Genomic DNA, 26,317 nt, shown 5'->3' with positions numbered 1-26,317 from the left:
GTGAACGCTTTGTTAAGCGTCGTGGTTTATTTTGTGTTGCAAGTGACGAGCCGTCACCATTTTCGTTTGTTGTGTAAGCCGGAAGCAGCATGATTGTTCGGCAGTTCATTCATTGGATCAGGACGGCGCCCGCCGGCGAGCGGGCCGAGGCAACGCGGGCGTTGGCGCGGGCCTGGCTGATCTCGGACCTTTCTGCAGACGACCGCATCGCCGCCGAAGGCGCGCTTCTGATGCTGCTCGACGATCCCTCGCCGCTGGTGCGGCAGGCGATGGCCCAGGCCTTTGCCCGCAGCCTTGATGCGCCCGCCGCAATCGTGCGGGCCTTGTCGGCAGATCAGCCGAGCGTTGCGCTGCCCGTGCTCGAACATTCTCCGCTGCTGATCGACGCCGATCTCGTCGATATCGTCGCGACCGGCAACGAGGAGGTACAATGTGCGGTGGCCCGCCGCATCGCATTGCCGGTATCGGTCTGCGCCGCGATCGCCGAAGTCGGCTGCGCGGCTGCCGCACTGGAGCTGATCGAAAATCCCCACGCGGAGCTGGCTCCGTTCTCCTGGCACCGCATCGTCGAGCGTCACGGCCATCTCGCAGCAATCCGCGAGGCGATGCTGGTGCTGGAGGATCTTCCGGCCGCAACGCGTGCCGCGCTGGTGGCAAAGCTCTCGGAGACGCTGGCGCAATTCGTCGTGGCGCGGAACTGGCTGAGCGCCGACCGCGCGGACCGCATCACGATCGAGGCACGCGACCGCTCCACCATGAACATCGCGGCGCGCTCGCGCGGCGAGGACATGCAAGACCTGGTCCGGCATTTGCGCATCACTGGCCAGCTGACCGCGGGGCTGATCCTGCGCGCACTGCTGTCGAGCAATCTCGATTTGTTCGATGCGGCTCTCGCCGAGCTTGCCGACCTACCGCTGGCACGCGTCACCGCGCTGCTGCACGACCGCGGTGGCAACAGCCTGCACGCGCTGCTGCGCCGCGCCGGCCTTCCCGAGGCGACGTTTGCGGCATTCCAGATCGCGCTCGATGCCTGCCACGAGCAGGGCTTCGTCGATAGCGACGACGGCGCGGTGCGGCTGCGCCGGCGCATGGTCGAGCGCGTGCTCACCCATTGCGAGACCGATCGGGGCGCCACCGAGCCGCTGATGGTCCTGCTGCGCCGCTTCGCCACCGAATCCGCGCGCGAAGAGGCGCGGCTGTTCTGCGACGAGCTGGTCGCGGATGATTCGATCGATCCGGTATACGACGATCTGATTGCAGCGTAGCCGGATCCGCAAACTCCGTCATTGCGAGCGCAGCGAAGCAAATCCAGAATCCCGCCGCGGGGACAGTCCGGATTTGCTTCGCTGCGCTCGCAATGACGAGGGGAGAGAGGCTTCAATCCACCGGCGCGATGGTCGGGGCCAGGATCACCTCGAGATGCTCGGGGCGGTCGCGGTTGACCTGGGTGAGATAGTCGTCGGCGACCTTGCGCAGGCGGCGGCTGAGCTCGGCGGAGACGCTGATCCTGTCGAGCCTGGTGTTCTCGTGCACGATGGCGAGAATGGCGTTGATGTGGTGCGTGAACAGCTCGGCCGGCACCTTTTCCAGATCAGGCGCGTGCTCGATGACGCGGCACAGGCTCTCGGCGATTCCCGCTGCCGAAGGAAAGCCGAAAGTCGCCGCATCGCCCTTGATGTCGTGTGCGGCGTGAAACAGCTCGTCGCGCAGTTCCTTGGTGAAGCCATGCTTCTGCACGGCAGTCCAGGCGGCCGACAGTCTCTCGACCTCGATCGCCATCCAGTCCTTGAACTCACCGGCCAGGCTTGCGAGCGCCTGCTCGGCGCGGCCGACCGGATCGTCCATGTCCTTTGCTTCGACGCGGCGCAGGACCTTGCGCAGCGGGTTGGGCTGCGTGATGATTTGATGCGTGGCGAAGGCCTTGACCTCGATGTCCTTTGCGCTGTTCTTCGCCATGATACCTGCCTCGTCTGAAGGACGTTGCGCTAGATGGTGGAGCGGGCCTTGTCGAGCAGTGAGGGCTGCTGCAGCACCTCGTGCTTTTCGCCGACGCGGCGCTCGGGACCCATATAGGCGGAGTTGGTGTTGCGGCGCCGGTCCGGACCGAAATAGGTCTTGGTCTTGATGAAGGGGCGGGGATTGGCGACCACGTTGAGGATGCGTTGATAGAGTCCCTTGGCCGAGATCGGCTTGGCCAGGAATTCGGTGACACCGGCATCGCGCGCGACCGTGACGCGGCGCTTCTCGGAATGGCCCGTCAGCATGATGATCGGCGCGTAAGGGTTGCCCTTGGATTCCGGCTGCCGGATCATCTGCGCGAGCTCGAGCCCGTCGAAGATCGGCATTGCCCAATCGGTGATGACGATGTCGGGCACGTAATGACTGTACATTTCGAGCGCCGTGGCGCCGTCCTCGGCTTCATAGACCTCGCGCGCGCCGAAGGAATGCAGCAGCGTCCGCAGGATGCGGCGCATGTGCGGATTGTCGTCGCAGACGAGGAAGCGCAGCTTGTTGAAATCGATGCGGAACATGACGCCTGGGCCAAAGCGGTCAACTTTCGTTAACCATATCGCGCTGGCGGTTAACGAAGGGTTGCCAGAGGATGCCACGCGTTTCGAGGCGTTGCGCGCCTCGATGGTCGAGCAGGTCGCACCAATGCGGCGCCGCAGGCCACGCTGCCCGTCACGATCTACCTGATGACGTCGGAGACGAAGAGCTTCACCCCGTCGTCAGGGATTTCGGCCTGCTCAGTGATCCCGCCATGGCGAGCGGCCTGGACGCGATTCAGCCTTGCGAGCAATGACGCGCTGTCGGGCTCAATAGCCGAACTGCTCGCGCAGGATGCGCTCTTCCAGGCTGTGGCCGGGGTCGAACAGCATCCGCATCGCGATCGTCCTGTCGGACAGCACCTCGACGCGGCGGACGTCGCGCACCTCGTCGTGGTCGGCGACGGCTGCCACGGGCCGCTTGTCGCCCTCCAGCACCTCGATCACGACATAGGCCGTGTTGGGCAGCAGCGCACCGCGCCAGCGGCGCGGGCGGAAGGCGCTGATGGGTGTCAGCGCCAGCAACGCGGCGTTGATCGGCAGGATCGGTCCCTGGGCGGAGAGATTGTAGGCGGTCGAGCCGGCCGGCGTCGCCACCATGATGCCATCCGCAATCAGCTCGGACATGCGCTCGCGCTCGTCGATCAGGATACGCAGCCGCGCCGCCTGGTAGGTCTGCCGGAACAGGGCGACCTCGTTGATGGCGTGGTGCAGATGGACGTGGTCATTGACATCGGTCGCGCGCATCAGCAGCGGATTGATCTCGGATTCATGGGCCGCCTCGAGCCGCGCGCGCAGATCGTGCGTCGAATACTCGTTCATCAGGAAGCCGACGGTGCCGCGGTGCATGCCGTAGATCGGCTTCCCCGTGTGCATGTGCTGGTGCAGCGTCTGGAGCATCAAGCCATCGCCGCCGAGTGCGACGACGACGTCGGCCTCCTTGGGGTCGCAATTGCCATAGTCCCTGGTGAGCTGGCCGAAGGCGACCTGCGCCTCGTTACTCGGGCTGGCGACGAAGGCGATCCGGTCGTATCGCGAGGGCTTGGTCATGGCTTCTCGGCAGGGCCGCCTTGCTGGAGAAAAGTTCCGCCGGGCTCGTCTATACGACCTAAGCATCCATTGTCGAGGATGACCGCCCGCCAAACCTAACAGGGACTGTGCAACCGGATTTAAGCACAGAACCGGGCGATTTGAACCTGGCCGGCTTCTTCAGGCCCCTCCAGACCAATGATCCCCCAAACCGTCGCAATTCCGCGCTAAGCTTTCCGTTCTCACCGGCTGTCAGGGCCGGGCAGGGAGAACGATCATGGTCACGAACTTGCCGGTGCTCCGTCACGCGAGTCTGGTGCTGGCGGTCGCGGCTTTCGCGCTCGCGGACTTTGCGCACGCGGATGATCCGCCGCAGCCGCGCTCCGATACGGCATCGCCGGCCGGACAACAGAAGGGCGGGCGCGGTGGCGGCGCGCAGAGCGCATCGCAGACATCGTCATCGACCGCCGAGCTACACCGTCTGCCGCCGGATTCGACCACGAAGCAGACGCTCGATCTGCCCGGCCGGACCCTCAATTTCGCCGCGACCGCCGGTTCGATCCGCGTGTTCGATGGCAAGGGCGAGCCGCTGGCCGACATCGCCGTCACCTCCTATGAGCTCGACGGTGCCGACCGCGCGACGCGCCCGGTGACGTTCCTGTTCAATGGCGGGCCCGGCGCGTCCTCGGCGTGGCTCCAGTTCGGCACGGCCGGTCCGTGGCGGCTGCCGCTCGATGGCGAGGCCCTGTCGCCCTCGGCCTCGCCCGAAGTGAAACCGAACGCGGAAACCTGGCTCGACTTCACCGATCTCGTCTTCATCGATCCCGTCAGCACCGGCTACAGCCGCTTCGTCGCGAGCGGCGAGGACGCGCGCAAATCCTTCTACTCCGTCGACGGCGACGTCAATTCGATCGCGCTCGTGATCCGGCGCTGGCTCGAAAAGCACGACCGGCTGACCTCGCCGAAATACGTCGCGGGCGAGAGCTATGGCGGCATTCGCGGGCCGAAGGTCGTGCGCCAGCTGCAGCTTCAGCACGGTATCGGCGTCAGGGGACTGATCATGGTGTCGCCGCTCTTGGATTTCCGCGAGTTCACCGGCACGAGCCTCCTGCAATATGTGGCGACGCTGCCGAGCTATGTCGCAGTGGCGCGCGAAGCCAAGGGACCGGTCAAGCGCGCCGACCTCGCCGACGTCGAGGCTTACGCGCGCGGCGAATTCCTGACCGATCTCGTCAAGGGCGAGGCGGACAAGGAGGCAACCAATCGTCTCGCCGACAGGGTCGCCGAGCTCACCGGGATCGACCAGGCGGTCAGCCGCAGGCTCGCCGGGCGCTTCGACGTCGGTGAATTTCGCCGCGAGCTCGACCGCAAGAACGGCAAGGTGACGGGGCGCTACGACGGCTCGGTCCGCGGCTTCGATCCCTATCCGGATTCCGGCAGCTCGCGCTTCGGCGATCCCTCGGGCGACGCGCTACAGGCGCCGCTGACGAGTGCGGCCGTCGACGTCCTGACGCGCAAGCTCAACTGGCGGCCGGACGGCTCCTATGAAGTCCTGAACGGCACCGTGGAAGGCCACTGGGATTTCGGCCGCGGCATCAACCCGCCGCAATCGGTCTCCGAGCTGCGCCAGATCCTCGCCACCGATGCGAAGCTGAACGTGCTGGTCGCGCACGGCCTGTTCGACCTCGCCACGCCCTATTTCGGAACGAAGCGAGTGCTCGATCAGCTGCCGGCCTTCGTGACGCAGCGCGTGAAGTTCGTCGTCTATCCCGGCGGCCACATGTTCTATTCGCGCGACGGATCGCGGCAGGCGTTCCGTAGCGAGGTCGAGACGCTGATCAGGGAGTAGGCCTTCGCTTGCGCGGCGGATACCGGCGCGCGATCTCGCGTGCCACGGCGTTTTCCGGCTTCACATTCGCGCCAGCGATCCAGATGTCGCTGATCTTGCCGCGCTTGTCACGGATCCGGCGCACCGGCTCGCCATGGCTGGAATAGCCGGCAGCCCAGGCGAGCTTGCCCTTGTCGCGGCCGGTGACTTCGATCTCGGCGGCATCCATGAACGGATTGTTGAACTGCGGATTGGCGACGAGCACGCGGTTGCCCGCGGGCACGAGATCGGTCGCGCCCCAGATCGTCCACCATCGGCCGGTCCAGTCGCGCACGCGCCGGTCGGGCGCGCCGCGGGTCTGGAAGACACGCAGGATCTGCATCGCGCCATCCATCCAGAACGGGGCCGCGCCGTCGATGGAGTTGCTGAGGATGCTGATCGAAAGCTCGCAGGCGGGAATGGCGCAGGTCCGGGAGATGTAGCCCTGGAAACCGCCGCCATGGCCGAACCAGTCCCAGCCGTCGGTTTTGCCGGCATTGACGCCCAAGCCATAGTAGGCCTCGAAGCTCTGCGGGATGCGCCAATGGTGTCGCGTCATCTCGCGGCGGCTCGCGACCGACAGCACGCTCTTCCTCGCATTGGGTGCCAGCTGCGCGAAGAAGCGGGCGGTGTCGGCGGCGGTGGCGACGAAGCCTGCGGCGGATGCCATCGCATGTGCGGGATTGTCGCCGGGGATCACGCCCCGCTCGCCCAGCGGCACTTTGCGCGTATGACCGCACGCGAACGGCGTGCCCTTGGCAAGCGGCGTATTTGGCTCGGTTTCGCGTAAGCCCGCGGGTTCGATGATCTCGCGCTTGATCCAGACCGGGTAGGGCTCCTTGGTCACGGCCTCGATCACGAGGCCGATCAGCCCAAAGCCGTGATTGGAATATTTGAAGCGGGTGCCGGGCTCGATTGCGGTGGCCTGCTTCAATTCCGCGAGCAGCTCGTTGGCATCGAGATAGGGGCGGCTGTCGATGAACTGGCCGGAATCGGCGCCGTCGCGCGTCAGCCCCGCGCTGTGCGAGAGCACTTGCGCGATCGTCGTCTCGGCGACGCGCGGATGCAGGCCGCCGACATATTGGCCGACCATGTCGTCGAGCCGGATCTTGCGCTGCTCGCGCAGCTTCATGATGCCGGCCGAGGTGAAGCTCTTGGAATGGGAGGCGATGCGGAAGCGGTGGCGCGGCGTGAGCTTCTCGCCGGTGTCGAGATTGGCGAGGCCGAATGCATGCTCGGCGACGACCTCGCCGCGATGGGCGAAGGCCACGATGACGCCCGGCTGCTGGATTGTCGTCAGTTGGAATTCGATCCAGGAGCCGATGTAGTCGATCGCGGATCGCAGCCACGTGTCCATTGCGAAACCAATTTGCGAGGGAGGATTGGGTGCGCGAGGCTAGCCGAAAATGCAGAACGGGCACAACCCTGAGGTTGTGCCCGTCCGCTTCGTCAGAAGATGCGATTGGTCTCAGTAGACCAGCGTCGCGCCGGTCGGCTTGTCGAGCGCTGCGGCAAGCGAGCGATATTCAGAGCTGTCGGTGCCGGCGAGCGAGGCGATCTTGTTCAGATGATACTGCGCCTGTTCGCGGTTGCCCTGCTCGAGCTGCCAGAGGCCGTAATACTGCCAGGTGCGCACGTGGTTCGGATCGTCCTTCAGCGCCAGCTCGTAATAGACCTTCGACGACTGGTAGTCGCCGAGCTTGCGATAGGAATAGCCGATCAGGTTGGCGACGTCGGCGACGTCGTCGCGCCCCAGCGACTTCAGCTGGTCGATCGCGCCCGTGTAATCGTGCTTGTCGTAGACCGCGGCGTAGGCGGTGCGATAGGCAGCCAGGAATTTGGGATCGCTAACGGAAGAGCTCTTCTTCTTGCCCTTCTTGGACGAGGAGTCCGATTTCGGCGGTGAGGACGGCTCGTCGCTGCCAGCGGCGTAGGCGCTGGACAGCACCGGCGCAGCCGCCAACGTCATGGCGACCAAGCCCGGCACAACAAGCGTTGAGAGTTTGCGCATCTAAAAGTCTCCCGTATGGAACGTGGCGATCCTACACGATTGCCCAAAGACCGGAACACCCATCGGGCGGAAACATTCCCGCTTCGCACGATCTATTCGCCAAGTTCTATTCGCCAAGTTCTATTACCCAAGTCGCGCTGTTCGCCCAGCCGCGGATGACAAACTTGTCATCGAGATGAACGGAAGCCTGCAAGGGGCTTCAGACTGGGTTCAGCGCGCCACGCCTAGGCTCCGACCCACGATCGAAGGGGTGACGAGAGGGCGCCGCCTCAAGATCCTTGCAAGAGGAGACCACCATGTTGAAGACGATTTCTGCAGCCTTGCTCGCAGCTTCCGTGATCGCAGCCCCTGCCTTCGCAGCTGAAGCCGGCAAGACCACTACGACAGCCCCGGTGATCAAGGCGGATCAGGGCCAGACCAAGGCGGCGACCACCGCTGCGAAACCGGACACCGGCGTCAAGGCGCCCGATGCAAAGGCCGATGCCAAGGTGGATACCAAGTCGAAGGCGATGAACGCCAATGCCGCGGTCACCACCGACGAGCACAAGACCGTGCGCAAGCATCGCCATCACCACAAGCAGGTCTCGGCCAAGGCGTCGCAGAAGGCGCAGCCGGACGTGACCAAGCCGGCAACGTCGGACAAGCGCAACTGACGACTGATCCCGCGCGGCGGCATCCCTGGCATTGCCCGCTGCCGCGCGCGGACGTCAGGCCCGGTCCGTTCGCCACACCTTGCGCGAAAGCCCGAGGTGCCGGCAGCGGGCCGGTGCGCTGTTTGCTCCGCTGCAAGCGAATTCCCTTCGCGCAGGCTTGGGGCTAGAACGTCTCCGAATCTGATCGAGCGGAGAGCGGGGCCGGTGGGGCGATTGGCGAGATGTGCGGTGATCCTGGCGTTGCCGCTGGTGCTTGCGGCATGTTTCGGCAATGACGGTGACCGTCCAACCCTGCTGGATGGGACACAGGCGGGCGGGCCGCAGCCGTTTCCCGACAATTTCCGCAGCGACACGGTGGCTTTGATGAAAGCGTATCTCAACAATCCGGTCGGCGTGCGCGATGCCAGCATGGCCGAGCCGGTGCAACGCGAGGTCGGCGGCCGGCAGTTCTATGTGAGCTGCCTGCACTTCACCCCGCGCGAGAGCGATGGCAGCTACAAGGCCATGCGTGAGCGTGCCGTGATCTTCGTCAACGGCCGAGCGGATCGCGTGGTCGACCGGACCAGCGATCTCTGCACTGGTGCGGTTTACGCTCCCTTTCCGGAACTGGAAAAGATGACGCGGTAGCGCAAAGCCCGCCTTCATCGTCTGGTGTTAGACAGAAGCGGCCGAGCCGCTGGATCACGTTTCGGCGAGCTTTGAACGGGGTGGTTTGTCTTGCGACAAATCGTTGCGGCGGCCTTGCGCAGTCGACGTGGTGGAACAAAATACTCTCGTTGCAAAGCCGTCACAGTAACGAACGATCAACGTTCCGGCATCGCCGCGAAGCAACCCAATTCACGCCACGTTGTTTCCCGAGTGTCGTAGATGAAAGAACGGGGATGATCATGAAGTCGATTTTGCTCGGTGCAGCAGCTCTGCTGGCGCTGGCCGCACCGGCGGCCGCCGCGGACATGCAGCCGCGCACCTATACCAAGGCTCCGGCCTATACGCCGCCGCAGGTCATCTACAACTGGACCGGTTTCTACATCGGCGGCCATGTCGGCGGCGCGTTTGCCGGCGACAGCAGCTTCCAGTCGAGCGACGCCCGCTTCATGGGCGGCGTGCAGGGCGGCTTCGACTACCAGTTCGCGCCCAACTGGGTGGTAGGCGTCGAGGCTCAATATTCCTGGCTGCCGACCAACAACAACGGTGTCACCTTCCCGCTGGGCACGCAGGTCACGTCCAACACCGACCAGATCGGGTCGGTGACCGGTCGCATCGGCTACACCTGGGGACCGACGCTGCTTTACGCCAAGGGCGGTTACGCCTGGCGCAATAATGGCCTTGGCGTGAACATCGCCGGGGTGCCGCAGGCCTTCACCACCACCGGCAACAGCAAGGACGGCTATACCGTCGGCGCCGGCCTCGAATACATGTTCGCGCCGAACTGGTCGGCCAAGGCCGAGTACCAGTATTACAATTTCGGCAGCACCACCTTCACCTCTGGTCCGGCCGACATCGTCGGCGTTCGTGGCCGGGAGGACGACCATGCCGTCAAGGTCGGTGTGAACTATCGCTTCGGCTGGGGCGGCCCGGCCGGCTCCCGCTAGTGAGCGGCCCAGCGACGATCCAAAACCCGACAAAGGCCGGCTCCGCCGGCCTTTCGTTTGCCGGTCTTCCGGCGGCTTGCTTCCTTGCGTAAACCATCTGGCGCGTCATTTGCTTGCAAACGATGCTGACGCGCCTTCTCACGCGCGTCACGGAGCCGACGTAAAGCAAAAATAATCTTTGCGATTTACGGAACTCGCGCTCCGGAACGCGTTATATGAGATTTACCGGGCTGGTGGGACGACGGACATGCGTATCTTGATGTCGGCAGTGGTGCTCTCGTGCTTCTTCGGCCTGCCGTGCTCTGCACAGACAATCCTCAAATCCGAGCCTCTGATGCTGGCACCTTATGAGGTCGCCTTCGTCAAGAACGCTTCCTGTCCGTCGGGCCAGGTGTTGAAGGTTACCGGCTCCATCCGTGGGCTGCATCGCCGCAAGGCCTGCGTCGCCATGCCAGGCGAGCAGGCCTCGCTTGCGGCCGCCACGCCCTGACACGCCCTGAGCTGCGATCCGGTTTCGTGCCGGAGCTCAGGAGTTCAGCTCGAACTCCATCCGCGACTCCTGGTCGGCCTCAGCCTTGTTCTTGGCGGGGTCCTCGCCCTGAGCTGCCTGGCAAGGCGCGATCTCGTAGTCGTTGTCGAGCACCCGGCGCGGTCCCGGCCGCTCGTCGTCCGCCATCACGTCCACGACGAGACCGCTCCGTTGCGCGAGCTTCCAGACGTCGGACTCGCTCGGATAGGCCTTGCTGATCTGGGCGTCGTTGCAGAACAGGGCGTAGGGCATTCTTCCCGCTCCAACAAACCCAGTTAACGAGCTTGCCCGGTAAGGGGTTCCGGCCCGCGGTTCGATCACGGCGCCGTGATCGGTTACCGCCGTCCCTGAGTCCTTAACGAGTCCTGAATCCCGGAAAAAAGAATCCCTGGGACTCGTTGGCCGGAATCAGCGGATGTTTTCCGCCATGACGAGCGACCTGAAGACATCCTGTGGGCACATGCTCCTGCCCCTCACGCTAGCGCTGTTCGGCGCCTGCGCGACCAATCTCTGGGTGGTCTGGTCCTGGCTGTAGGTCCCTGACGGGGCGACCTTATTTTTTGGGCGGGGGGCCGCCGGGGTCGCGGATGGCGGCACGCAGTTTGGTCAGCGTCGCCGCATAATATTCCTCACGCTCGCGCTCGAAGCGCTCCTGATGCTTGCGGAAATTGGCGATGCGGGCCTGCATCTCGGTGCGGAAATCACCGTTTGCCCGCGGCAGCGGGACAGGTGCGGGTCGGGACGGAGGGGGGGCTGGCGGCGGTTCGAACTCGCGGGCGACCGCCTCCACGGCGACGATCTCCACCGCGGCGGTCGAGCCAACCGCAGGGTTCTCCGGCTGAAGGGTGTCATCCTTCCTGCCGGTCACCGATTGGACGAAGGCCAGTGTCTGCGCGATCAGTGCGTCGCGCTCGCTGATCCATTTCATGATCCACCTCAGCCACGCTTATTCCAGCAAAGCGGCTGCATCGAATCAAGGAGGTTCGCAAAGGGATTGCATAATTTTCCCGGTCGTCAGACATTGACCGAATGGTCGCTGCAGAAGAACGGTCGGACGAAATGGAGGGGCTGAGGCTCATCCGCGCGTTCCTGTCGCTGCCGCCCGACAAGCGGGCGGAGGTGATCGCGTTCGTGGAAGAATTGGCACGTGCCCACGGCCCGCCCGAGGAGGGCGCGAAGGTCTCGCCGCGGTGAGCGCTACCGTTCGCGCGGATTGACGTTGGGCTCGAACGGCGCGCCGACCACTCGAACTGGGGCCTGAATCGATGTCCGGGTAATGTCGATCACGGCTCCCTCGGCGACACGCTTTTCAGGCGCCGGTCCCAGCACCGGCTCGAACAGCGCCAATGTGCCAGCCAAGGCGCTGCAGCACAGCGTCACCGTCGCTAGTAGAATCATGTTTCGGTTTTCTTCCCGGATCCGCATGGGCCAATAACGGCTGGTGGCGGAGCCAGTTCCGGGCCGGGCGAAAACAGACGCGGTCCTCACCGAGGCAACCGAGGCCGTCTCGAGGCCGCGCAGATCGAAACGGAGAAGCAGGCCGCCGAGCAGCGCCGCCGCGACATGCCGACCTCCGTCATCGTCGCGGCTTCGGGTGAAGCCACCGGCAACGTCCAGTCGGTTGCGACCGCGACGGAGGAGCTGTCCTCCTTGGTGAACGAGATCAGCCGCCAGGTGCAGGCATCGGCGCGGATGGCGGGCGAAGCCGTCACCCAGGCGCGCACCACGACCGAGCGCGTCAGCGAGCTCTCGGTCGCCGCCACCCGCATCGGCGACGTCGTCGAGCTGATCAACAACCTTTGGGGCGCGGCAGTACGCTCGCGTCGCCGCAAGCGGCGATGGGGTTCGCTTCTATTTCTGCGCTGGCTGTGGCTCGACGGTGTGCTGGAAGGCCGACAATCTGCCCGACACGATCGGCATTGCCGTCGGCGCCATCGCGGGTCCGGATTTTCCGGCGCCCGTCAGATCGGTGTTCGACCAATCGAAACACGCCTGGGTCGAGATCGGTGGCGCCGGCGTCGCGCACTTCGAACAGGGCAGCGCGCGCAGCGTTCAAGCTGAGGCACAGGCATCGACTGCTCGTGCCGGTCGCGGCCGGCGTTCGGTCAGGGGCGCTGCCTTGCGTTGGATGGCGTTCCTGTTGTCTGTATCGGTTCACCGGGAGCACGGTCCAGCGGCGGGTGGGGCCTGGCGAGTCCTACCGTTCCGGGAGGAGCGCCGTTGCTGGCCGTACGGGTATTGACGCGCTCCAACGTGACTGTCGATGCAACCACAATGGCGATGGCCAAGGCGACAGCGGATAGGGCTAAGGCTACCCGATCATTCGGGTCCATCGCTAGACCTCCGCGAGACGGCTCTATAGCAGGAGGATGATAACGCCAAACCGATGATTTAGTTCTTCCGGTGGTCGCCGAAAGGGGCCGTGGCCATTGACAGGTTTCGATCTGCGGTCGCGGAGCTAAACCAATGGTGCCGGCTGAGGGGATTGAACCCCCGACCTTCGGTTTACAAAACCGCTGCTCTACCGCTGAGCTAAGCCGGCGACACCCAAGATGCGGGGCGGGGCTCGGCCTACCTGGAGCCGTCTGCCCGTGCGCGCCGCAATACCAGACTTGATTGGAAAGTGCCAGAACCCGCGATCGTGGTCGCAGGCATGAAATCAGGCGGCCCCGAGGAGGAGCCGCCTGATCCGTGTCGCCGCCCAATCTGTGGCGTTCGGCTCAAACCGCCTTACTGGCACATGTGCCGGCGGCCGTCTTCGCCCTTGAAGTAAGTGCCGGGCGTACAGACGAAGCCGTTGCGCTGGGCGTAGGTGCGGGTGTCCCAGCCGCGATTGTCCCAACCGCGGTCATAGGCGTAGGAATTGTCCCAGGCGCGGAACGGGGCGGTGGCAATCGCGCCGGCAGTGCCGATCGCGGCGCCGGCGACGCCGGCCGCGACGTCGGTGGGCCAGAAGCCGGTGCGGCTCCTGTTCCAATCGTTATTCCAGTCGGCCCGGGTCTGACGATAGGACATGCGGCGATGACGGTATCCGCTATCGGTGTACGGATTTCCGGGGCCGAGGTTCTGGCAATTGGCGTTGGGGAATTGCGCCGAGCAGCGGCCCGGATTGGTGACGACCGCCTGCGCCATGGCAGAGCCTGCCAGCATGGTCGCTGCAATCGCGGTGGCCCCGAGAAGCTTGATGTTCATGGTTCTTCGCTCCCATTTTGTTGACGGGAACTAAACGCTGACGGCGCAGGACGTTCCGGTGCAACCGTGGGATTTTCGCCGGCGAACAGTCAAACGGATGTGAGCACAAAGGCGCCGTTCCGGCGGCGGAATCCCGCGCCGTTAACGCTTCGCTAGTTCGCTCTTCAGCATTGAGTGTCGCGCAATCCTTGCACGTTAGGCTTACCGGAATTTGGTGAGCTGGCCTTAACCCTCTCGGCGCCGCGATCGGTTAGGTTGTACCCGGATAACCGGGGTCTCCTCATGCGCGCTGTCGCGCTCGCCGCCTTTCTGATCGGAATGCCTGCGACGGCGTTGGCCGGCGGCTTCGAGATCGTCGTCCCGGGCCGTCCCGGCGTGCCGATCATCATCAACAACATCGACGCGTCCTATAGCGTGGTCGAAGGTGTCTGGGGCCTCGGCAAGAACCAGCAAGTACAGCCCACAATCTATGGTGGACGCTACATCGCCGAGCGGCAGCCCGACCACGTCGGCCACTATTATCCGACGCTGGGTCTGCGGCCGGGCTACGGCCGGCTCGAGGTCGAGCCGCCCGCGAACCGCAAATTGCCGGCGCCCGCCGAGAGCTACCACCAGAGTTGGGGCGCGTCGTCCGCGCCCTTGCCGCCGCAGATGGACGTGCCCGTCGATCCGCCGCCCGTGATCTATGCGCCCGAGATCAACGACCGTCCTCGGCCCCCTCGGCTGCGGCCGCATACGGAGATACCCGGCAAGCCGCCGGGTTGAGAAACGTGAAAATCCAAAAAACGGAAATCAACAGGAGAGAGTAATGCGTCAGATGATTTCGGGACTGGTCGCGGCAGCTGCCGTGATGTTTGCCGCCACCGCGCCCGCCGCGGCCTGCGGCTTCACCACGTGCGCGCCGATTGCACCGGTCTATACCGGCTGCAACACCGGCTGCGGCGGGTATGGCTACGGCTATGGCTATGGCGCCTATGAGCGTCTCGTCGAGCCGACCACGCAGTATTATTACGTCAACCAAGGCCCGACCTATACCGGTCCGGGTGCCTTCGCGCCGTATCCGACCTACCGTGAGGACGCCGTCGTCGCGCCTGCCAATTACGGCTACGGTCATGGCTATGGCTATCGTGCTGCTACGGTGGCGCCGCCGGCCGCTTATCCCTATCGCCGCCCGTACTTCCGTCCGTATCGCTACGGCTATGGCCCGCGCTACGGCTATCTGCCGCGCGTGCACTACGGCCATGCTCCGCGTTACGGCTATGCCCATCGCCACGCGCCGTACTATTATGGCGGTCACCGCGTGCTGCGCCGCTATTACTGATCTCTGATCGGTTAGAGCCAACGTGACGCCCGTCTGCGCAATGCGGACGGGCGTTTTGTTCTATTGGCGCTTCATCAAACCGAGCCGGCTGGCGCCGACATAGAGCGCGAGCGCCGCGGCGTTCGAGACGTTGAGGCTCTTGATCTCGCCGGGCATGTCGAGCCGTGCGACGACGCTGCAGGTCTCGCGGGTCAATTGCCTGAGGCCCTTGCCTTCGGCTCCCAACACCAGTGCAAGCGGCTCGCGCAGCGCGACGTCGCCGATATCCTCGCTGCCTTCGCTGTCGAGGCCGACGGTCTGGAAGCCGCGCTCGTTCAGCGCCGTCAGCGCACGAGCGAGGTTTTGCACCGTGACAATCGGCACCAGCTCGAGCGCGCCGGAGGCGGCCTTGGCCAGCACGCCGGTCGCTTCCGGGCTGTGCCGCGCGGTGGTGACGATCGCCTTCACCGCGAAGGCTGCGGCCGAGCGCAGGATGGCGCCGACATTGTGGGGGTCGGTGATCTGGTCGAGCACCAGCACCATGCCCTCCTGCGTCAAGGTCTCGATATCGGGCGAGGGCAGGGGATCGGCCTCGGCCAAGAGCCCCTGGTGCACGGCGTCGGGCGACAGCAGCCGATCGATCTCCTGGGGCCGCACGATCTCGGGCGCCACACGGATCTGGATGTTCTCTTCCGCAAGTCGTCTTGCGGCGTTCTCGGTCAGCGTCAGCTTGCGGATTCGGCGCCGAGGGTTGGCGAGTGCCATGGTGACGGTGTGCCAGCCATAGAGAATGATGGGGCCATCTGCTTGCGAATCACGCTCGCGCCAAGCCGGCCGGCCGGGTGATTTTCCGGGCCGGCTGAAGGGCTTAGCGCCGCCGCGAGCCCCCTTGGGGCCGAATTTTCGATCCTTCATGGGTTCGCTTCTGTCACGGGTTCCGGAATATGGCAATTTCGGTGCCTGAGGGGGCGATTTTAGCTGCTTGCCTCGGTTGACTTTGCCCCACCGCTTCGCCCATAAACGCGCCCGGTCGCGCCCCGATCCGGGTTGTCGCGGCCTTCACGTTCCATGGCCGTCTTCGGTCCGCCGGCAAGGTCCGGCCCGATTGTGCTGCCGTCGAGCGGGGGAGTGTCCCGAGTGGCAAAGGGAGCTGACTGTAAATCAGCCGCCTCATGGCTTCGCAGGTTCGAGTCCTGCCTCCCCCACCATGCTTCGCCCTTCGGGCTAGGCGTGGCGCAGCCACGTGATACCCGATAGGCGAAGCGTGGTGTCCGGCGAAGCCCGTAGGGCGAAGACGGACTGAGGCTGTCTCAACCGCTACCCCATCATCTCCCGCACCATCGGCACCACCTTCCGTCCATAAAGCTCGATGCTCCGCATCAGCTTCTCGTGCGGCAATGGTCCCGCCGAGTACTTCAGCTGAAATCGCGAAATCCCGAGCGCCTTTGCGGTCTTCGCGATCTTGCGCGCCACCGTTTCCGGCGAGCCGACATAGAGCGATCCATGCTCGGCCTCGTTGACGAATTCGTCGCGTCCCATCGGCAGCCAGCCGCGCTCCTTGCCGATACGGTCGCGCATGGCCTTGTAATCGGGCCACAGCTCCTCGCGCGCCTGCGCATCGGTCTCGGCGACATAGCCCGGCGAATGCACGCCGATCGGCTGCACAGTGCGGCCAAACTCCTTGAAGGCGCGGTGATAGAGATCGACGTAAGGCGCAAAGCGCGCGGGATCGCCGCCGATGATCGCGAGCATCAGGGGCAGATCGTAATGCGCGGCGCGCACCACCGATTGCGGACTGCCGCCGACGCCGATCCAGGTTTTGAGCGTGCCGTTCTCGACCGGCGGATAGACCAGCTTCTCCCGCAGCGGCGGACGCAGCTTGCCTTCCCAGGTGACCGGCTTCTGCGACAACAGCGCGGCGAACAGATCGAGCTTCTCCTCGAACAGCTCTTCATATTTGCGCAGGTCGAAGCCGAACAGCGGGAAGGATTCGGTGAAGGAGCCGCGGCCGAGGATCACCTCGGCACGTCCGTTCGAGAGCGCGTCCAGTGTTGCAAAACGCTGGAAGACGCGAATGGGATCGTCCGAAGACAGCACCGTCACGGCCGAGCCGAGATGGATGCGCCTGGTGCGCGATGCGATCGCCGCGAGCACGGTTTCCGGTGAGGAGATCGCGAAATCGGCGCGGTGATGCTCGCCGAGGCCGATGAAGTCGAGCCCGAGCTCGTCGGCCAGCACCGCTTCGTCGACGACGTTGCGGATCACCTGCGCATGCGGAAGCAGGCCGCCGGAGCCGGCTCTGGTGACATCGCCAAAGGTATCCAGTCCGAATTCGAGCGGTGCGGTCATCGATGAGGTCTCTGTGGGGCGCGAAGGCGCCGTCGTGTGGGAGGGAATGATTCCGGTGGAGCTAGGGGGTGAAGACCGCTTCGACAATGCTGCTCCAGGAAAGCCATCGTTTCCGGTTCTTCATCGAACCGGCGGGCTCAATCGGATCTGGCGAACATCTCGACCAGGGTTTCGCGCAGCCAGCGCTGCGCCGGCACGGTGTCGTTGCGCTGGTGCCAGAACAGGCTGACGATGCGCGGCGGCGCTTTGAGGGGCAGCGGCATCGCATGCAGGAACGGCGCATGCCTCGATTGCGAGCGCAGGTCGCTCGGCAGCACGGCGATCAGGTCGGACTGGCGCACGACCTCGTAGGCGGCGCTGTAGTGATTGACGGTGGCGACCAGGTTGCGCGACAGCCCCCGCGAGGCAAGGAAGAGGTCGTAAGACGGCATGGTCTTGCCCGCAAGGCTCACGTCGACATGTCCCGCGTTCAGGAAGGTTCGCGTGCTCAGCCGTTTCTGGGCAGCAAGCGGATGGCCGCGCCTCATGAAGCAGGCATAGTCGACGGTCCACAGCGAGCGCGAGCGAATGGCAGCCGGCTGCTGCGCCTCGTTGACATAGACGCTGAGCACGCAATCGACTCTGTTGTCCTCGAGCTGGTCGGCGATCTCGACGACGGTATTGGGCACAGTGTGGACGCGCGACTTTGGGGAAACCCTGCCGAGATGGTCGAGCAGGTTCGGCATCACCAGCGAGGAGACGTAGTCCGACATCGACAGGCTGAATTCCGTCTGTGCGCGGGCGGGATCGAACACCTGCTCGTCGAGCGCTCCACGGAGGCTTTCCAGTGCCTCGCCGATCGGCTCCCACAGCACTACGGCGCGCTGGGTCGGGCGGATACCGGTGCCGGCTCGCACGAACAGGGGATCGCCGAGCGCGTCGCGCAGCCGCGCGAGCGCATTGCTGACGGCGGGCTGGGTCATCCGCAGCGCATTCGCGGCGCGCGTGACGCTGCCCTCGGTCATCAGCGCCTCGAAGACTTTCAGCAGGTTGAGGTCGAGCGCGCGGAACGACAAGGACATTCACCTTAGTGATATATTAGATCATGATTATAAATTATGACGATAATGTCACTTTGTCTATGGTTCCCTCCCGAGCGGCGCGCCGGGCCCGTGACATCAGAGGGGGACTTTCATGTCGATGATATCGGCGCGCATCGAGCGCCTTCCGTTCGCACGTTTCCACACGCATCTGCTGCTGATGGGCGGGCTCGGCTACATGTTCGACGCGATGGACGCGGCGGTGCTGGCCTTCATCCTGCCGGTGCTGCGCACGGCGTGGAATCTGTCGAGCGTGCAGATCGGCGTGCTCGGCAGCAGCACTTACATCGGCTTCCTGTTCGGCGCGTTGCTGGCCGGCACGCTGGGCGATTTGATCGGCCGACGTGCGGTGATGATGTCGGCGCTGGCGCTGTATTGCGCGGCGTCGATCGTGAGCGCGGTGGTCGACACATGGCCGTCCTTTTTCGCCGCGCGTGTCGTGGCCGGCATGGGCACCGGCGCGGAGAGCGCGATCATCGCGCCTTATCTCGCGGAGTTCGTTGCGCGCCGCTATCGCGGCAGCTTCACCGGCGCGCTGGCCGGCTTCTTCTCCTTCGGTTTCGTCGCCGCAGCCTTGCTCGGCTACTTCATCGTTCCCACCTCCGACAACGGCTGGCGTATCGTACTGGTGATCACCGCGGTGCCGGTCGTCATGCTGCTGTGGTGGCGCAAGTCGCTGCCGGAATCGCCGCGCTGGCTCGAAAGCCGGGGCAGGGGCAAGGAAGCGGAGGCCCTGCTGGACCGGATCGAGGCGGGCTTTGCGCGCGAGGGTCATGTCCTGCCGCAGCCGGTGGTGGAAGCAACAGCGCCGGCGGGGACAGGCGGGACTCTGCTCGCCAATTTCGCCGCGCTTCTGACGGGCCGGCAGGCGCGCATCACCATCATGACCTGGATCATGTGGCTGGCGATCACCTTCAGCTATTATTCCTTCTTCGTCTGGATCCCCGGTCTCCTGGTCCAGAACGGCATGAGCATCACCAAGAGCTTCGCCTATTCAATCGCGATCTATTGCGCGCAGATTCCCGGCTATTTCAGCGCGGCGTATTTCAACGAGCGCATTGGCCGGCAGGCGACGATCGCGACCTACATGGTGCTCGGCGGCGCCAGCGCGCTCGGGCTCGCCTTCGCGCAGAGCGACCAGCAGATCATGGCGGCGGGAATCTTCCTGTCGCTGTTCATGAACGGCACTTATGCGGGCGTCTATGCCTATACCGCGGAAGTCTTCCCGACCCCGGTCAGGACCACGGGTGCCGGGCTCGCTTCCGCAATCGGCCGCATCGGCGCGATCGTCTCGCCGATCCTGGTCGGCTATCTCTATCCGACCTTCGGCTTTGCCGGCGTGTTCGGCGTCACCACCACCGTGCTGCTGCTCGGGGCTGTCACCGTCGTGCTGATGGGCGTGCCGACGCGCGGTCGCTCGCTGGAGGAGATTGCGGCGGGCGAAGTCGCATGACGCGGACGAAACTGAAGGCCGATCCCTGGCTCTGCGCCGTCGCGGCGGCGCAGGGCAGGATGGATCAGCCGGATGCGCTGTACGTGGCGCTGGACCAGGCCGTGAAGTCGGCGATCGGGCACAAGCTGTTCACGATCCTCACCTATGACGGCAGCACCGGTGAAGCGGCGCGGGTCTATTCCAATCTCCCGAGCCCGTACCCGACCGGCGGACGCAAGCGGCTCACGCCCGGACCGTGGACCGAGGCCGTGCTCGATCGCGGCGAAGCCTATATCGGCCGTACTCATGACGATCTGCGCACCGTCTTCTCCGATCATGAGCTGATCGCTTCGCTCGGCTGCGAGAGCGTGCTCAACATGCCCGTGCGCTGGCGCGGGCGCACGCTCGGCTCGCTCAATCTGCTTCACGAGGCGGGCTGGTACGGCGAAGATGATGTGGCTGCGTGCCTTCCCTTTGCCCAGCTTACCTTGCCGGCACTGCTCTCGCCGGCCGATCTCTGACAGGACCGTCGCGATGACAAGCATCCTCTTCAAGAACGCCGCACTGCTCGATCCGCTCCAGCCGGACTTGCTGGAGGGGCATCATGTGCTGGTCGAGGACAATCTGATCAGGGAGATCTCCGACCGGCCGATCCAGGCCACCGCCGATCGCACCATCGATTTGAACGGCAAGACGCTGATGCCGGGGCTGATCGATCTGCATGTTCACGCGATCGCGGTCGAGCTCAATCTGGCGCAACAGGTGCACATGCCGAACGTGCTGGTGACGCTGCGCTCGACGCTGCTCTTGCGCGGCATGCTGCGGCGTGGCTTCACCACGGTTCGCGACGCAGGCGGCGCCGGCCACGCGCTGAAGCAGGCGATCGAGACCGGCCTGACCGATGGACCGCGGCTGTTCGTCTCCGGTCGCGCGCTCAGCCAGACCGGCGGCCACGGCGACATGCGGGCACGCTCGGATTACCTTGCGAGTGACGCGCCCTGTCCCTGCTGCGTGCGGGTCGGCGCGCTGGCGCGCGTGGCCGACGGCGTCGACGGCGTACGCAAGGCCGCGCGCGAAGAGCTCCAGATGGGGGCCGACCAGATCAAGATCATGGCCTCCGGCGGGGTGGCGTCGCCGACCGATCCGGTTGGCGCCTTTGGTTACTCCGAGGACGAGATCCGCGCGATCGTCGAGGAGGCACGCGGGCGACAGACCTATGTGCTCGCCCACGCCTATACCGCTGCCGCGATCGAGCGCGCGGTGCGCTGCGGCGTGCGCACCATCGAACACGGCAATTTGGTCGATGCGCCGACCGCGCACCTGATGGCCGAAAAGGGGGCCTATGTGGTGCCGACGCTCGTCACCTATGAGGCGCTCGCCAACGAGGGCGCCCAATACGGCCTGCCACCCGAGAGCGTGGCCAAGATCGCCGATGTCCGCGACGCCGGCCTGCGCTCGCTCGCGATCTATCGCGACGCCGGCGTGAAGATGGGCTTCGGCAGCGATTTGCTCGGGCCGTCGCAACGCCTGCAGAGCGATGAATTCCGCATTCGCGCCGAAATCCTCGGCCCGCGCGCCGTCATCGCCAGCGCGACGGTGATCGGTGCCGAGGTGCTCGGCATGGAGAGCAAGCTCGGTCGCATCATGCCGGAGGCTATCGCGGACCTGCTGGTGGTCGACGGCAATCCGCTGCGCGATGTCGCCTGCCTGCTCGGTCAGGGCGAGCATATCCCGCTAGTGGTGAAGGCGGGGAAGGTCCAGTTCGACAGGCTGAAAGCCTAAAGCCTTTTGGAGCGAAGTGGATACCGGTTCGCGTAAAGAAAACGCGTCACAACAAGACGCCAACTACCGCCACATCCCCCGCATCTTCGCCCCGATGTCGATCTTCGGCCCCTGCGCGGCAGTGCGCGCTGCGCCCGCCGCGGCTTTCGGCCAGGCGGTGCGCTCGAACAGATAGACCAGCTGCTTCGGGATGAAGCGGGTGCGCGAGGCGTAGACGTGGCGGTCGCCCTTGGCGGCCTGGCCGTGGACGAAGAAGCGTTGCGGCACCACGAGGTGGAGATCGTCCTTGGCGCGCGTCATCGCGACATAGAGCAGGCGGCGTTCCTCCTCGAGCTCGGCGCTGGTGCCGGCACCGAGATCGGAGGGCATGCAGCCGTCGACGACGTTGAGCACGAACACCGATTTCCACTCCTGGCCCTTGGCGGAATGGATGGTGGAGAGGATCAGATAATCCTCGTCGCGCAGGGGCGGTCCGGATTTGTCGCTGGTCGCATCGGGCGGATCCAGCGTGAGTTCGGTCAAAAACTTCTCGCGCGAGGCATAGCCGCCGGCGATCTGCTCGAGCTGCATCAGGTCGGCGCGGCGCGTCTCGGCATCCTCGTGGATGCGATCGAGATGCGGCTCGTACCAGAGCCGCACGCGTTCGAGATCGGCAGGCCATTCCGAATAGCGCAGGTTTTCGACGGTGCGGACGAAGTCGGTCCAGTCGGGGCCGGTGCGCGCCGGCACCGGGAGCCGGCCGAGCGCGGCAAGCGGGTCGGTGCTCTCCGCCATCTGGTCGAGCACGCGCTGCGCCGTCGCGGGGCCGATGCCCGGCAACAGATGCAGGAGGCGAAAGCCGGCGACGCGGTCGCGCGGGTTTTCGGCGAAGCGCAACAGCGCCAGCACGTCCTTGAGATGGGCGGCGTCGAGGAATTTCAGCCCGCCGAACTTGACGAACGGGATGTTGCGGCGGGTCAGCTCGATCTCCAGCGGGCCCGAATGCGACGAGGTGCGGAACAGCACCGCCTGGTGCTTGAGCAGCGCGCCTTGCTCGCGGTTCGCCAGCACCGCCTCGACGATGTAGCGCGCCTGATCGGCCTCGTCGTGCACGGTGACGAGCTGCGGCTTCTGACCCGAAATGCGGTCGGTCCAGAGATTCTTGGTGAAGCGCTCACGCGCCAGGCCGATGACGCCGTTCGCCGCTGACAGCACCGCTTGTGTCGAGCGGTAATTGCGGTCGAGCGTGATCATCTCCGCGCGTGGCGAGAAGCTCTGCGGGAACTCCAGGATGTTGCGCACGGTGGCGGCGCGGAACGAATAGATCGACTGCGCGTCGTCGCCGACGACGGTGAGGCCGCGCCCGTCGGGCTTCAGCGCCAAGAGGATCGAGGATTGCAGGCGGTTGGTGTCCTGATATTCGTCGACCAGCACGTGATCGAAGCGCCCGCCGATCTCTTCCGCAATCAGCGCATCGCTCATCATCTGCGACCAGTAGAGCAGGAGGTCGTCGTAATCGAGCACGTGCTGGGCCTGCTTGGCCTCGACATAAGCGGCAAACAAGCCCTTCAGCTCGGCGGCCCAGCCCGCGCACCAGGGATAGTGCTGGCCGAGCACCTTCTCGATTTCCATCTCGCCATTGACGCAGCGGGAATAGATCGACAGGCAGGTGCCCTTGGCGGGAAAGCGGCTCTCGGTCTTCGACAGCCCGCGCTCGTGCCGCACCAGGTTCATCAGGTCGGCAGAGTCCTCGCGGTCATGGATGGTGAAGGCGGGATCGACGCCGATCCGCTCGGCATATTCGCGCAGGAGCCGCGCGCCGATGCCGTGGAAGGTGCCGGCCCAGGTGAGCGCATCGCGCATGATCGCGGCGTTGTTCTCACCCAGCACCTTGCGGGCGATACGCTCGACGCGGCCGGCCATCTCCGCCGCCGCGCGGCGGGAAAATGTCATCAGCAGGATGCGGCGGGGATCGCTGCCTGCGACGATCAGATGCGCAACGCGGTGGGCCAGCGTGTTGGTCTTCCCGGAGCCGGCGCCGGCGATGACGAGCAGGGGGGCGCCCACGGTCGCGCCTTCAGCCACGCCATGCTCGACGGCGCGGCGCTGCTCCGCATTGAGCGTGTCCAGATATGTCGCCACGAATCGCCCCGGTGAAAGGATGAGAGTCGGCGATCCCGGCGCGAATCGCAATGCGGCTGGACGAAACCGGGTTTAGGATTTAGGGGGAAGGGGCGGCCCCGAGTTCCAGCCCGAGAAACGCGTCCGCTATGACCGAGCTCAAGCCCGACCAGTTCGAGATGCGGCGGCTGGAATCGCTCAGCAACACCATCTTCGGTGTCGCCATGACGCTGCTCGCCTACGACCTGCCCAAGGCTGCGGTGTTCACCAGCGCTCCCGGCTGGAGCGATCTTGCCCATGTCTATTCCGGCAAGCTCGCCGGCTTCGCGCTCAGCTTCATCATCGCCGGCGTGTTCTGGATCAGTCATCACCGCCGGCTGGCGCGCCAGCCGGTCGGCAGCCGCGGCATGGTGATCCTCAATCTGTTTTTCCTGCTCTCGATCGTGCTGCTGCCGGTGACCAACGGCCTCTATACCAATTACGCCATGAGCAGCGCCGTCGCCGTGCTCTACGGCTTGCATCTGACCGCGATTGCCGGCCTCAACGCCTGGATGTGGTGGACGATCCTGGGCGGCTGGCGCCACGAGATCATGGCCTCGCTGTTTCCACTTCTGGTGTTCATCCCGGGCACGATCGTTGCGGCGTTCGCGCCCCAGGTCGCCCCCTTTGTGTGGTTCATTGCGTTCGGCGGGCTCGTGATCCAGCGCTTCTATGCGGGGCGGACAGGGCTGGAGGCGTAGGACTCAACCGGATGTCGCGCCGAACCCATCGGCCGGCACGTAGAGCTTGACCGGGCGGATTTCGTAGACGGCCGTCGGATTGACCGCACGCAGCTTCCGCGCCGCCGCGATCGCCTCATCCTCGGTGGCGCATTGCATCAGGTGGAAGCCCAGAAGCTGCTCCTTGGTCTCGGCAAACGGCCCGTCCAGCACCATGCCCGCGCCGGGGCCCCGCAGGGTGCGGGCCTTTCGGGTTTCATCCAGGCGGGCCGCCGGCCCAAACTGTCCGCTGGCCCGAAGAGGTGCTTGAACCTCGATGACTTTGGCCACGACCGCGGCGTCCTGCTCCGGCGTCCAGGACAGGACTTCGTCTTCCACGTGATAGGCCAGGATGGCGTACAGCATCATCACCTCGTTTCTTTCTGCGCAAGTTCCAAGGACGCGGCCCGGCAGCCCGTGCCGACAATCCCGAAGCAAAATATTGCGTGGCCGGCAAGCAGCGAAACCGTCCTGAAACCCGATTGCGGCCTTGCCATGTGAACGCCGCCGGAACTGGTCGCGACTGATGGACCACGAACAACAAAGCTTTGGCTGGAGGCGGCAATGTCGGGTCACACCATCAAGATCATCTGGGATGCGCGGCGGGCGGCACAGTCGCAGCCGGCCGATTTGCACGACGAGGCGGGCCATCACCGCTATTAAGGCAGCTCGGCCGAGAACGGCGGCGAGCGCATCGCGGAGAGCCGGCGCGGCAAACGGCCGCGCGCGTTCAACATCTGCGGCTTCTGAAGCCTTTCGACGCGCCGGTCGTCAAAATGAGCGCCCTGCAAATGGCGATCGCGGCGACGCCGTTCCTGGTCGCGCTGATGAGCCGGACCGGCAAGGCCATTGCGCCGTGCCTTCTGGCGAGCCTCTTCACGGTGCTGCTCGGCGGCGAGCCGCACCGCGCGGCCGTCGCCTGGTGCGTCGGCATGCTGATCGCCGCCGTCGCACTGCGCGAGCGGCTTCGCGCCGGCTGACCCGGCGATCCGGCTTCAAGGAAATCGCGAAGAAAAGGCGCGGCGGGGAGGCCCCGTCGCGCCCGATTTCTTGCTCGCTGGTCCAGGGCCGAGAGCGCCCCGATGCCAAGCTTCAGCCAAAGCTCAGCGGGCGATCCCAGCGAGGTGACAGCGCTTGAGATAAGACACTGGATCACCTCCTTTCGTTGGTTAAGGAAGTCTTCAACATAGGCGGCGATCCCGCCGCTGTTAAGGGGCGGGGCGGCCAAGTCGGAACCAGCCGTCTTCGCAAAGCCCGGAAAGGCGCCGTCCGGGCAGTTGAGACCGCCGCCGAGCCGTGTTAGGGGATCGCCCGACGCGGGTGTAGCTCAATGGTAGAGCAGCAGCCTTCCAAGCTGAATACGAGGGTTCGATTCCCTTCACCCGCTCCAATGTTTTCAAGAACTTGTAGGGCAGCTCGCTTTCCGTTCGGACAAGCTAACCTTGCTTGAAGAAAGCATCCCTAAAATAACGGCCGCTGATTTCGATCAAGTTGCCATTGTCATCTGATTTCCACGCAACGGTAGCGACCTCCACGAAGAGCAGGCTCATGTGACGCTTGAACCTTACGTACTGATCAGGAGGTCTCCGGTCGTTGATATTATCTATGTAGATTGGGCCCCACCCCTCCCGATCAAGTTCGGCTTTCAATATCGCGTCCGGTGATCCTACTGGAAATTTCTGCCTCAACCGTCTGGTGAACTCAGAGCGCGCCTCTGCATCAGTGCTGAGCGAAGAAATTCCGGCGGCGAGGTTCGGAAATGGCCGGTAGAAATGAAAAAAAATCGGCAGCCCGAAGGTGAGGGCGGCAATTATCCCTATGGCTACTGCAACAATTCTTAAAATACGCATCGCTCGCGGCCCGCGCTATGCAAAGGACGGCAAGTATACTACGAATTGCGCTGCATGGTTTGGGCAATTTCCAGAGAGTTGGGTCGAGCGGGCCTGCATTCGGCGGGTTCGGACAGGCCGGGAAAGTTATTGGGGTTCAAAGGCGTCCGAAGCTGCATTTTGTCCGAACGAGCATTGAAAATACTGAGAGTTCGACACCCTTCCAAGCTGAATACGAGGGTTCGATTCCCTTCACCCGCTCCAATGAT

29 protein-coding genes, 3 tRNA genes and 2 pseudogenes are annotated in these 26,317 nt (G+C 64.7%); 18 read left to right on the top strand and 16 right to left on the bottom strand.

The genetic code is table 11. The features are described from left to right. Positions 1-89 precede the first annotated feature (89 nt). A complete protein-coding gene (locus P6U28_RS18585) occupies positions 90-1,265 on the top strand; it encodes a DUF2336 domain-containing protein (protein WP_129145224.1) in 1,176 nt (391 codons plus the stop codon). Positions 1,266-1,377: 112 nt separating this feature from the next. On the opposite strand, the gene P6U28_RS18580 is transcribed toward P6U28_RS18585, so the two are convergent. The 3 genes from P6U28_RS18580 to P6U28_RS18570 all read right to left on the bottom strand — a co-directional run bounded on the left by P6U28_RS18580 (position 1,378) and on the right by P6U28_RS18570 (position 3,596). Beyond that, positions 1,378-1,956, bottom strand: a complete 579-nt coding sequence (locus P6U28_RS18580) for an Hpt domain-containing protein (RefSeq protein ID WP_209295897.1) — start codon at positions 1,954-1,956, stop codon at positions 1,378-1,380. A 29-nt stretch (positions 1,957-1,985) separates the two neighbouring features. Then, positions 1,986-2,531 (bottom strand): response regulator, encoded by a 546-nt coding sequence (locus P6U28_RS18575; protein ID WP_011088265.1) that lies wholly within the window; start codon positions 2,529-2,531, stop codon positions 1,986-1,988. A 285-nt stretch (positions 2,532-2,816) separates the two neighbouring features. Next, positions 2,817-3,596, bottom strand: a complete 780-nt coding sequence (locus tag P6U28_RS18570) for an NAD kinase (protein WP_122402638.1) — start codon at positions 3,594-3,596, stop codon at positions 2,817-2,819. 256 nt (positions 3,597-3,852) lie between these two features. On the opposite strand from P6U28_RS18570, the gene P6U28_RS18565 reads away from it, so the two are divergent. Continuing rightward, the gene (locus tag P6U28_RS18565) at positions 3,853-5,424 is read left to right on the top strand and encodes a S10 family peptidase (protein WP_129145221.1); all 1,572 of its coding nucleotides are present in this window, start codon (positions 3,853-3,855) and stop codon (positions 5,422-5,424) included. Here the strand turns inward: P6U28_RS18565 and P6U28_RS18560 are convergent. Both P6U28_RS18560 and P6U28_RS18555 read right to left on the bottom strand, forming a co-directional pair. Beyond that, complete coding sequence (locus tag P6U28_RS18560) at positions 5,414-6,799, bottom strand: serine hydrolase (RefSeq protein WP_129145220.1); 1,386 nt, start codon at positions 6,797-6,799, stop codon at positions 5,414-5,416. The genes P6U28_RS18565 and P6U28_RS18560 overlap by 11 nt on opposite strands. A gap of 111 nt (positions 6,800-6,910) precedes the next feature. Further along, a complete protein-coding gene (locus tag P6U28_RS18555; protein ID WP_122402641.1) occupies positions 6,911-7,453 on the bottom strand; it encodes a lipopolysaccharide assembly protein LapB in 543 nt (180 codons plus the stop codon). A gap of 296 nt (positions 7,454-7,749) precedes the next feature. Between P6U28_RS18555 and P6U28_RS18550 the strand changes: the two genes are divergently transcribed. The 4 genes from P6U28_RS18550 to P6U28_RS18535 all read left to right on the top strand — a co-directional run bounded on the left by P6U28_RS18550 (position 7,750) and on the right by P6U28_RS18535 (position 10,188). Further along, positions 7,750-8,106 carry a His-rich protein BRANT gene (locus P6U28_RS18550; RefSeq protein ID WP_122402642.1) on the top strand — a complete coding sequence of 119 codons (357 nt, stop codon included), beginning with the start codon at positions 7,750-7,752 and terminating at the stop codon, positions 8,104-8,106. Between the two features lie 231 nt (positions 8,107-8,337). After that, complete coding sequence (locus P6U28_RS18545) at positions 8,338-8,733, top strand: hypothetical protein (protein WP_122406592.1); 396 nt, start codon at positions 8,338-8,340, stop codon at positions 8,731-8,733. Positions 8,734-8,993: 260 nt separating this feature from the next. Continuing rightward, entirely contained in the window at positions 8,994-9,698 is a 705-nt protein-coding gene (locus P6U28_RS18540) for an outer membrane protein (RefSeq protein WP_164937124.1), read from the top strand. A 247-nt stretch (positions 9,699-9,945) separates the two neighbouring features. Further along, on the top strand, positions 9,946-10,188 hold the full coding sequence (locus P6U28_RS18535; protein ID WP_129145217.1) for a DUF6719 family protein: 243 nt from the start codon (positions 9,946-9,948) through the stop codon (positions 10,186-10,188). A 36-nt stretch (positions 10,189-10,224) separates the two neighbouring features. On the opposite strand, the gene P6U28_RS18530 is transcribed toward P6U28_RS18535, so the two are convergent. Both P6U28_RS18530 and P6U28_RS18525 read right to left on the bottom strand, forming a co-directional pair. Further along, a complete protein-coding gene (locus P6U28_RS18530) occupies positions 10,225-10,479 on the bottom strand; it encodes a hypothetical protein (protein WP_122402645.1) in 255 nt (84 codons plus the stop codon). 301 nt (positions 10,480-10,780) lie between these two features. Next, entirely contained in the window at positions 10,781-11,155 is a 375-nt protein-coding gene (locus P6U28_RS18525) for a hypothetical protein (RefSeq protein WP_407122942.1), read from the bottom strand. Positions 11,156-11,256: 101 nt separating this feature from the next. Here P6U28_RS18525 and P6U28_RS18520 point away from each other — a divergent pair, with 101 nt between their 5' ends. Continuing rightward, positions 11,257-11,421 carry a hypothetical protein gene (locus P6U28_RS18520; protein WP_164937123.1) on the top strand — a complete coding sequence of 55 codons (165 nt, stop codon included), beginning with the start codon at positions 11,257-11,259 and terminating at the stop codon, positions 11,419-11,421. A gap of 3 nt (positions 11,422-11,424) precedes the next feature. Here P6U28_RS18520 and P6U28_RS18515 read toward each other — a convergent pair whose 3' ends face one another. Then, entirely contained in the window at positions 11,425-11,625 is a 201-nt protein-coding gene (locus P6U28_RS18515; RefSeq protein ID WP_164937122.1) for a hypothetical protein, read from the bottom strand. 171 nt (positions 11,626-11,796) lie between these two features. Between P6U28_RS18515 and P6U28_RS18510 the strand changes: the two are divergent. Both P6U28_RS18510 and P6U28_RS18505 read left to right on the top strand, forming a co-directional pair. Next, positions 11,797-12,033: pseudogene (locus P6U28_RS18510) on the top strand (methyl-accepting chemotaxis protein); the annotation flags it as partial. Between the two features lie 61 nt (positions 12,034-12,094). Then, positions 12,095-12,469: pseudogene (locus P6U28_RS18505) on the top strand (hypothetical protein); the annotation flags it as partial. A gap of 225 nt (positions 12,470-12,694) precedes the next feature. Here the strand turns inward: P6U28_RS18505 and P6U28_RS18500 are convergent. Further along, positions 12,695-12,769: transfer RNA gene (locus tag P6U28_RS18500), tRNA-Thr, on the bottom strand. Between the two features lie 188 nt (positions 12,770-12,957). Further along, the gene (locus tag P6U28_RS18495; RefSeq protein WP_122402647.1) at positions 12,958-13,419 is read right to left on the bottom strand and encodes a hypothetical protein; all 462 of its coding nucleotides are present in this window, start codon (positions 13,417-13,419) and stop codon (positions 12,958-12,960) included. Between the two features lie 282 nt (positions 13,420-13,701). Between P6U28_RS18495 and P6U28_RS18490 the strand changes: the two genes are divergently transcribed. Next, entirely contained in the window at positions 13,702-14,184 is a 483-nt protein-coding gene (locus P6U28_RS18490; RefSeq protein WP_407122941.1) for a hypothetical protein, read from the top strand. A gap of 43 nt (positions 14,185-14,227) precedes the next feature. After that, a complete protein-coding gene (locus P6U28_RS18485; RefSeq protein WP_407122940.1) occupies positions 14,228-14,740 on the top strand; it encodes a hypothetical protein in 513 nt (170 codons plus the stop codon). Between the two features lie 60 nt (positions 14,741-14,800). On the opposite strand, the gene rlmB is transcribed toward P6U28_RS18485, so the two are convergent. Then, positions 14,801-15,634 (bottom strand): 23S rRNA (guanosine(2251)-2'-O)-methyltransferase RlmB, encoded by an 834-nt coding sequence (rlmB, locus tag P6U28_RS18480; protein WP_164937118.1) that lies wholly within the window; start codon positions 15,632-15,634, stop codon positions 14,801-14,803. A 207-nt stretch (positions 15,635-15,841) separates the two neighbouring features. On the opposite strand from rlmB, the gene P6U28_RS18475 reads away from it, so the two are divergent. Beyond that, positions 15,842-15,927: transfer RNA gene (locus P6U28_RS18475), tRNA-Tyr, on the top strand. A gap of 109 nt (positions 15,928-16,036) precedes the next feature. On the opposite strand, the gene P6U28_RS18470 is transcribed toward P6U28_RS18475, so the two are convergent. Both P6U28_RS18470 and P6U28_RS18465 read right to left on the bottom strand, forming a co-directional pair. Further along, positions 16,037-17,068, bottom strand: a complete 1,032-nt coding sequence (locus tag P6U28_RS18470) for an LLM class flavin-dependent oxidoreductase (protein WP_407122939.1) — start codon at positions 17,066-17,068, stop codon at positions 16,037-16,039. Positions 17,069-17,205: 137 nt separating this feature from the next. After that, positions 17,206-18,129, bottom strand: coding sequence for a LysR family transcriptional regulator (locus P6U28_RS18465; protein WP_407122938.1), 924 nt, complete (start codon positions 18,127-18,129; stop codon positions 17,206-17,208). A gap of 112 nt (positions 18,130-18,241) precedes the next feature. On the opposite strand from P6U28_RS18465, the gene P6U28_RS18460 reads away from it, so the two are divergent. The 3 genes from P6U28_RS18460 to P6U28_RS18450 are packed head-to-tail and all read left to right on the top strand — an operon-like array spanning position 18,242 to position 21,361. Further along, positions 18,242-19,600: an MFS transporter gene (locus P6U28_RS18460; protein WP_129145190.1), complete on the top strand. Its 1,359-nt coding sequence runs from the start codon at positions 18,242-18,244 to the stop codon at positions 19,598-19,600. Next, complete coding sequence (locus P6U28_RS18455) at positions 19,597-20,100, top strand: GAF domain-containing protein (protein WP_209295883.1); 504 nt, start codon at positions 19,597-19,599, stop codon at positions 20,098-20,100. Before P6U28_RS18460 ends, P6U28_RS18455 begins: the two co-directional genes overlap by 4 nt. 13 nt (positions 20,101-20,113) lie before the next feature. Next, positions 20,114-21,361, top strand: coding sequence for an amidohydrolase family protein (locus P6U28_RS18450; RefSeq protein ID WP_407122937.1), 1,248 nt, complete (start codon positions 20,114-20,116; stop codon positions 21,359-21,361). A gap of 63 nt (positions 21,362-21,424) precedes the next feature. On the opposite strand, the gene P6U28_RS18445 is transcribed toward P6U28_RS18450, so the two are convergent. After that, positions 21,425-23,482 (bottom strand): ATP-dependent helicase, encoded by a 2,058-nt coding sequence (locus tag P6U28_RS18445; RefSeq protein ID WP_407122936.1) that lies wholly within the window; start codon positions 23,480-23,482, stop codon positions 21,425-21,427. A gap of 128 nt (positions 23,483-23,610) precedes the next feature. Between P6U28_RS18445 and P6U28_RS18440 the strand changes: the two genes are divergently transcribed. Further along, positions 23,611-24,201 (top strand): TMEM175 family protein, encoded by a 591-nt coding sequence (locus P6U28_RS18440; protein ID WP_407122934.1) that lies wholly within the window; start codon positions 23,611-23,613, stop codon positions 24,199-24,201. Positions 24,202-24,204: 3 nt separating this feature from the next. Here P6U28_RS18440 and P6U28_RS18435 read toward each other — a convergent pair whose 3' ends face one another. Then, positions 24,205-24,585 carry a YciI family protein gene (locus P6U28_RS18435; protein ID WP_122406594.1) on the bottom strand — a complete coding sequence of 127 codons (381 nt, stop codon included), beginning with the start codon at positions 24,583-24,585 and terminating at the stop codon, positions 24,205-24,207. A gap of 410 nt (positions 24,586-24,995) precedes the next feature. Between P6U28_RS18435 and P6U28_RS18430 the strand changes: the two genes are divergently transcribed. Then, positions 24,996-25,199, top strand: a complete 204-nt coding sequence (locus P6U28_RS18430) for a hypothetical protein (protein WP_129145184.1) — start codon at positions 24,996-24,998, stop codon at positions 25,197-25,199. 336 nt (positions 25,200-25,535) lie between these two features. Then, positions 25,536-25,609: transfer RNA gene (locus P6U28_RS18425), tRNA-Gly, on the top strand. A gap of 46 nt (positions 25,610-25,655) precedes the next feature. Here the strand turns inward: P6U28_RS18425 and P6U28_RS18420 are convergent. Next, positions 25,656-26,069 carry a hypothetical protein gene (locus P6U28_RS18420; RefSeq protein ID WP_129145183.1) on the bottom strand — a complete coding sequence of 138 codons (414 nt, stop codon included), beginning with the start codon at positions 26,067-26,069 and terminating at the stop codon, positions 25,656-25,658. Between the last annotated feature and the right edge of the window lie 248 nt (positions 26,070-26,317).

The sequence above is a fragment of the Bradyrhizobium sp. STM 3561 genome, assembly GCF_045571455.1.
In the GTDB taxonomy this organism is placed as follows: Bacteria; Pseudomonadota; Alphaproteobacteria; order Rhizobiales; family Xanthobacteraceae; genus Bradyrhizobium; species Bradyrhizobium vignae.
The sequence above is the reverse complement of the archived record's forward strand: the minus strand, read 5'-3'. Positions and strand labels throughout refer to the sequence as shown.

Excerpts from the sequence above, each read along its gene's own strand:
- P6U28_RS18555 (WP_122402641.1), bottom strand. The coding sequence starts at position 7,453 with ATGCGCAAACTCTCAACGCTTGTTGTGCCGGGCTTGGTCGCCATGACG.
- P6U28_RS18465 (WP_407122938.1), bottom strand. The coding sequence starts at position 18,129 with ATGTCCTTGTCGTTCCGCGCGCTCGACCTCAACCTGCTGAAAGTCTTC.
- P6U28_RS18550 (WP_122402642.1), top strand. The coding sequence starts at position 7,750 with ATGTTGAAGACGATTTCTGCAGCCTTGCTCGCAGCTTCCGTGATCGCA.
- rlmB (WP_164937118.1), bottom strand. The coding sequence starts at position 15,634 with ATGAAGGATCGAAAATTCGGCCCCAAGGGGGCTCGCGGCGGCGCTAAG.
- P6U28_RS18525 (WP_407122942.1), bottom strand. The coding sequence starts at position 11,155 with ATGAAATGGATCAGCGAGCGCGACGCACTGATCGCGCAGACACTGGCC.
- P6U28_RS18440 (WP_407122934.1), top strand. The coding sequence starts at position 23,611 with ATGACCGAGCTCAAGCCCGACCAGTTCGAGATGCGGCGGCTGGAATCG.
- P6U28_RS18580 (WP_209295897.1), bottom strand. The coding sequence starts at position 1,956 with ATGGCGAAGAACAGCGCAAAGGACATCGAGGTCAAGGCCTTCGCCACG.
- P6U28_RS18450 (WP_407122937.1), top strand. The coding sequence starts at position 20,114 with ATGACAAGCATCCTCTTCAAGAACGCCGCACTGCTCGATCCGCTCCAG.
- P6U28_RS18540 (WP_164937124.1), top strand. The coding sequence starts at position 8,994 with ATGAAGTCGATTTTGCTCGGTGCAGCAGCTCTGCTGGCGCTGGCCGCA.
- P6U28_RS18435 (WP_122406594.1), bottom strand. The coding sequence starts at position 24,585 with ATGCTGTACGCCATCCTGGCCTATCACGTGGAAGACGAAGTCCTGTCC.
- P6U28_RS18560 (WP_129145220.1), bottom strand. The coding sequence starts at position 6,799 with ATGGACACGTGGCTGCGATCCGCGATCGACTACATCGGCTCCTGGATC.
- P6U28_RS18495 (WP_122402647.1), bottom strand. The coding sequence starts at position 13,419 with ATGAACATCAAGCTTCTCGGGGCCACCGCGATTGCAGCGACCATGCTG.
- P6U28_RS18515 (WP_164937122.1), bottom strand. The coding sequence starts at position 11,625 with ATGATTCTACTAGCGACGGTGACGCTGTGCTGCAGCGCCTTGGCTGGC.
- P6U28_RS18575 (WP_011088265.1), bottom strand. The coding sequence starts at position 2,531 with ATGTTCCGCATCGATTTCAACAAGCTGCGCTTCCTCGTCTGCGACGAC.
- P6U28_RS18455 (WP_209295883.1), top strand. The coding sequence starts at position 19,597 with ATGACGCGGACGAAACTGAAGGCCGATCCCTGGCTCTGCGCCGTCGCG.
- P6U28_RS18570 (WP_122402638.1), bottom strand. The coding sequence starts at position 3,596 with ATGACCAAGCCCTCGCGATACGACCGGATCGCCTTCGTCGCCAGCCCG.
- P6U28_RS18520 (WP_164937123.1), top strand. The coding sequence starts at position 11,257 with ATGGTCGCTGCAGAAGAACGGTCGGACGAAATGGAGGGGCTGAGGCTC.
- P6U28_RS18420 (WP_129145183.1), bottom strand. The coding sequence starts at position 26,069 with ATGCGTATTTTAAGAATTGTTGCAGTAGCCATAGGGATAATTGCCGCC.
- P6U28_RS18430 (WP_129145184.1), top strand. The coding sequence starts at position 24,996 with ATGAGCGCCCTGCAAATGGCGATCGCGGCGACGCCGTTCCTGGTCGCG.
- P6U28_RS18490 (WP_407122941.1), top strand. The coding sequence starts at position 13,702 with ATGCGCGCTGTCGCGCTCGCCGCCTTTCTGATCGGAATGCCTGCGACG.
- P6U28_RS18565 (WP_129145221.1), top strand. The coding sequence starts at position 3,853 with ATGGTCACGAACTTGCCGGTGCTCCGTCACGCGAGTCTGGTGCTGGCG.
- P6U28_RS18485 (WP_407122940.1), top strand. The coding sequence starts at position 14,228 with ATGCGTCAGATGATTTCGGGACTGGTCGCGGCAGCTGCCGTGATGTTT.
- P6U28_RS18530 (WP_122402645.1), bottom strand. The coding sequence starts at position 10,479 with ATGCCCTACGCCCTGTTCTGCAACGACGCCCAGATCAGCAAGGCCTAT.
- P6U28_RS18535 (WP_129145217.1), top strand. The coding sequence starts at position 9,946 with ATGCGTATCTTGATGTCGGCAGTGGTGCTCTCGTGCTTCTTCGGCCTG.
- P6U28_RS18470 (WP_407122939.1), bottom strand. The coding sequence starts at position 17,068 with ATGACCGCACCGCTCGAATTCGGACTGGATACCTTTGGCGATGTCACC.
- P6U28_RS18585 (WP_129145224.1), top strand. The coding sequence starts at position 90 with ATGATTGTTCGGCAGTTCATTCATTGGATCAGGACGGCGCCCGCCGGC.
- P6U28_RS18460 (WP_129145190.1), top strand. The coding sequence starts at position 18,242 with ATGTCGATGATATCGGCGCGCATCGAGCGCCTTCCGTTCGCACGTTTC.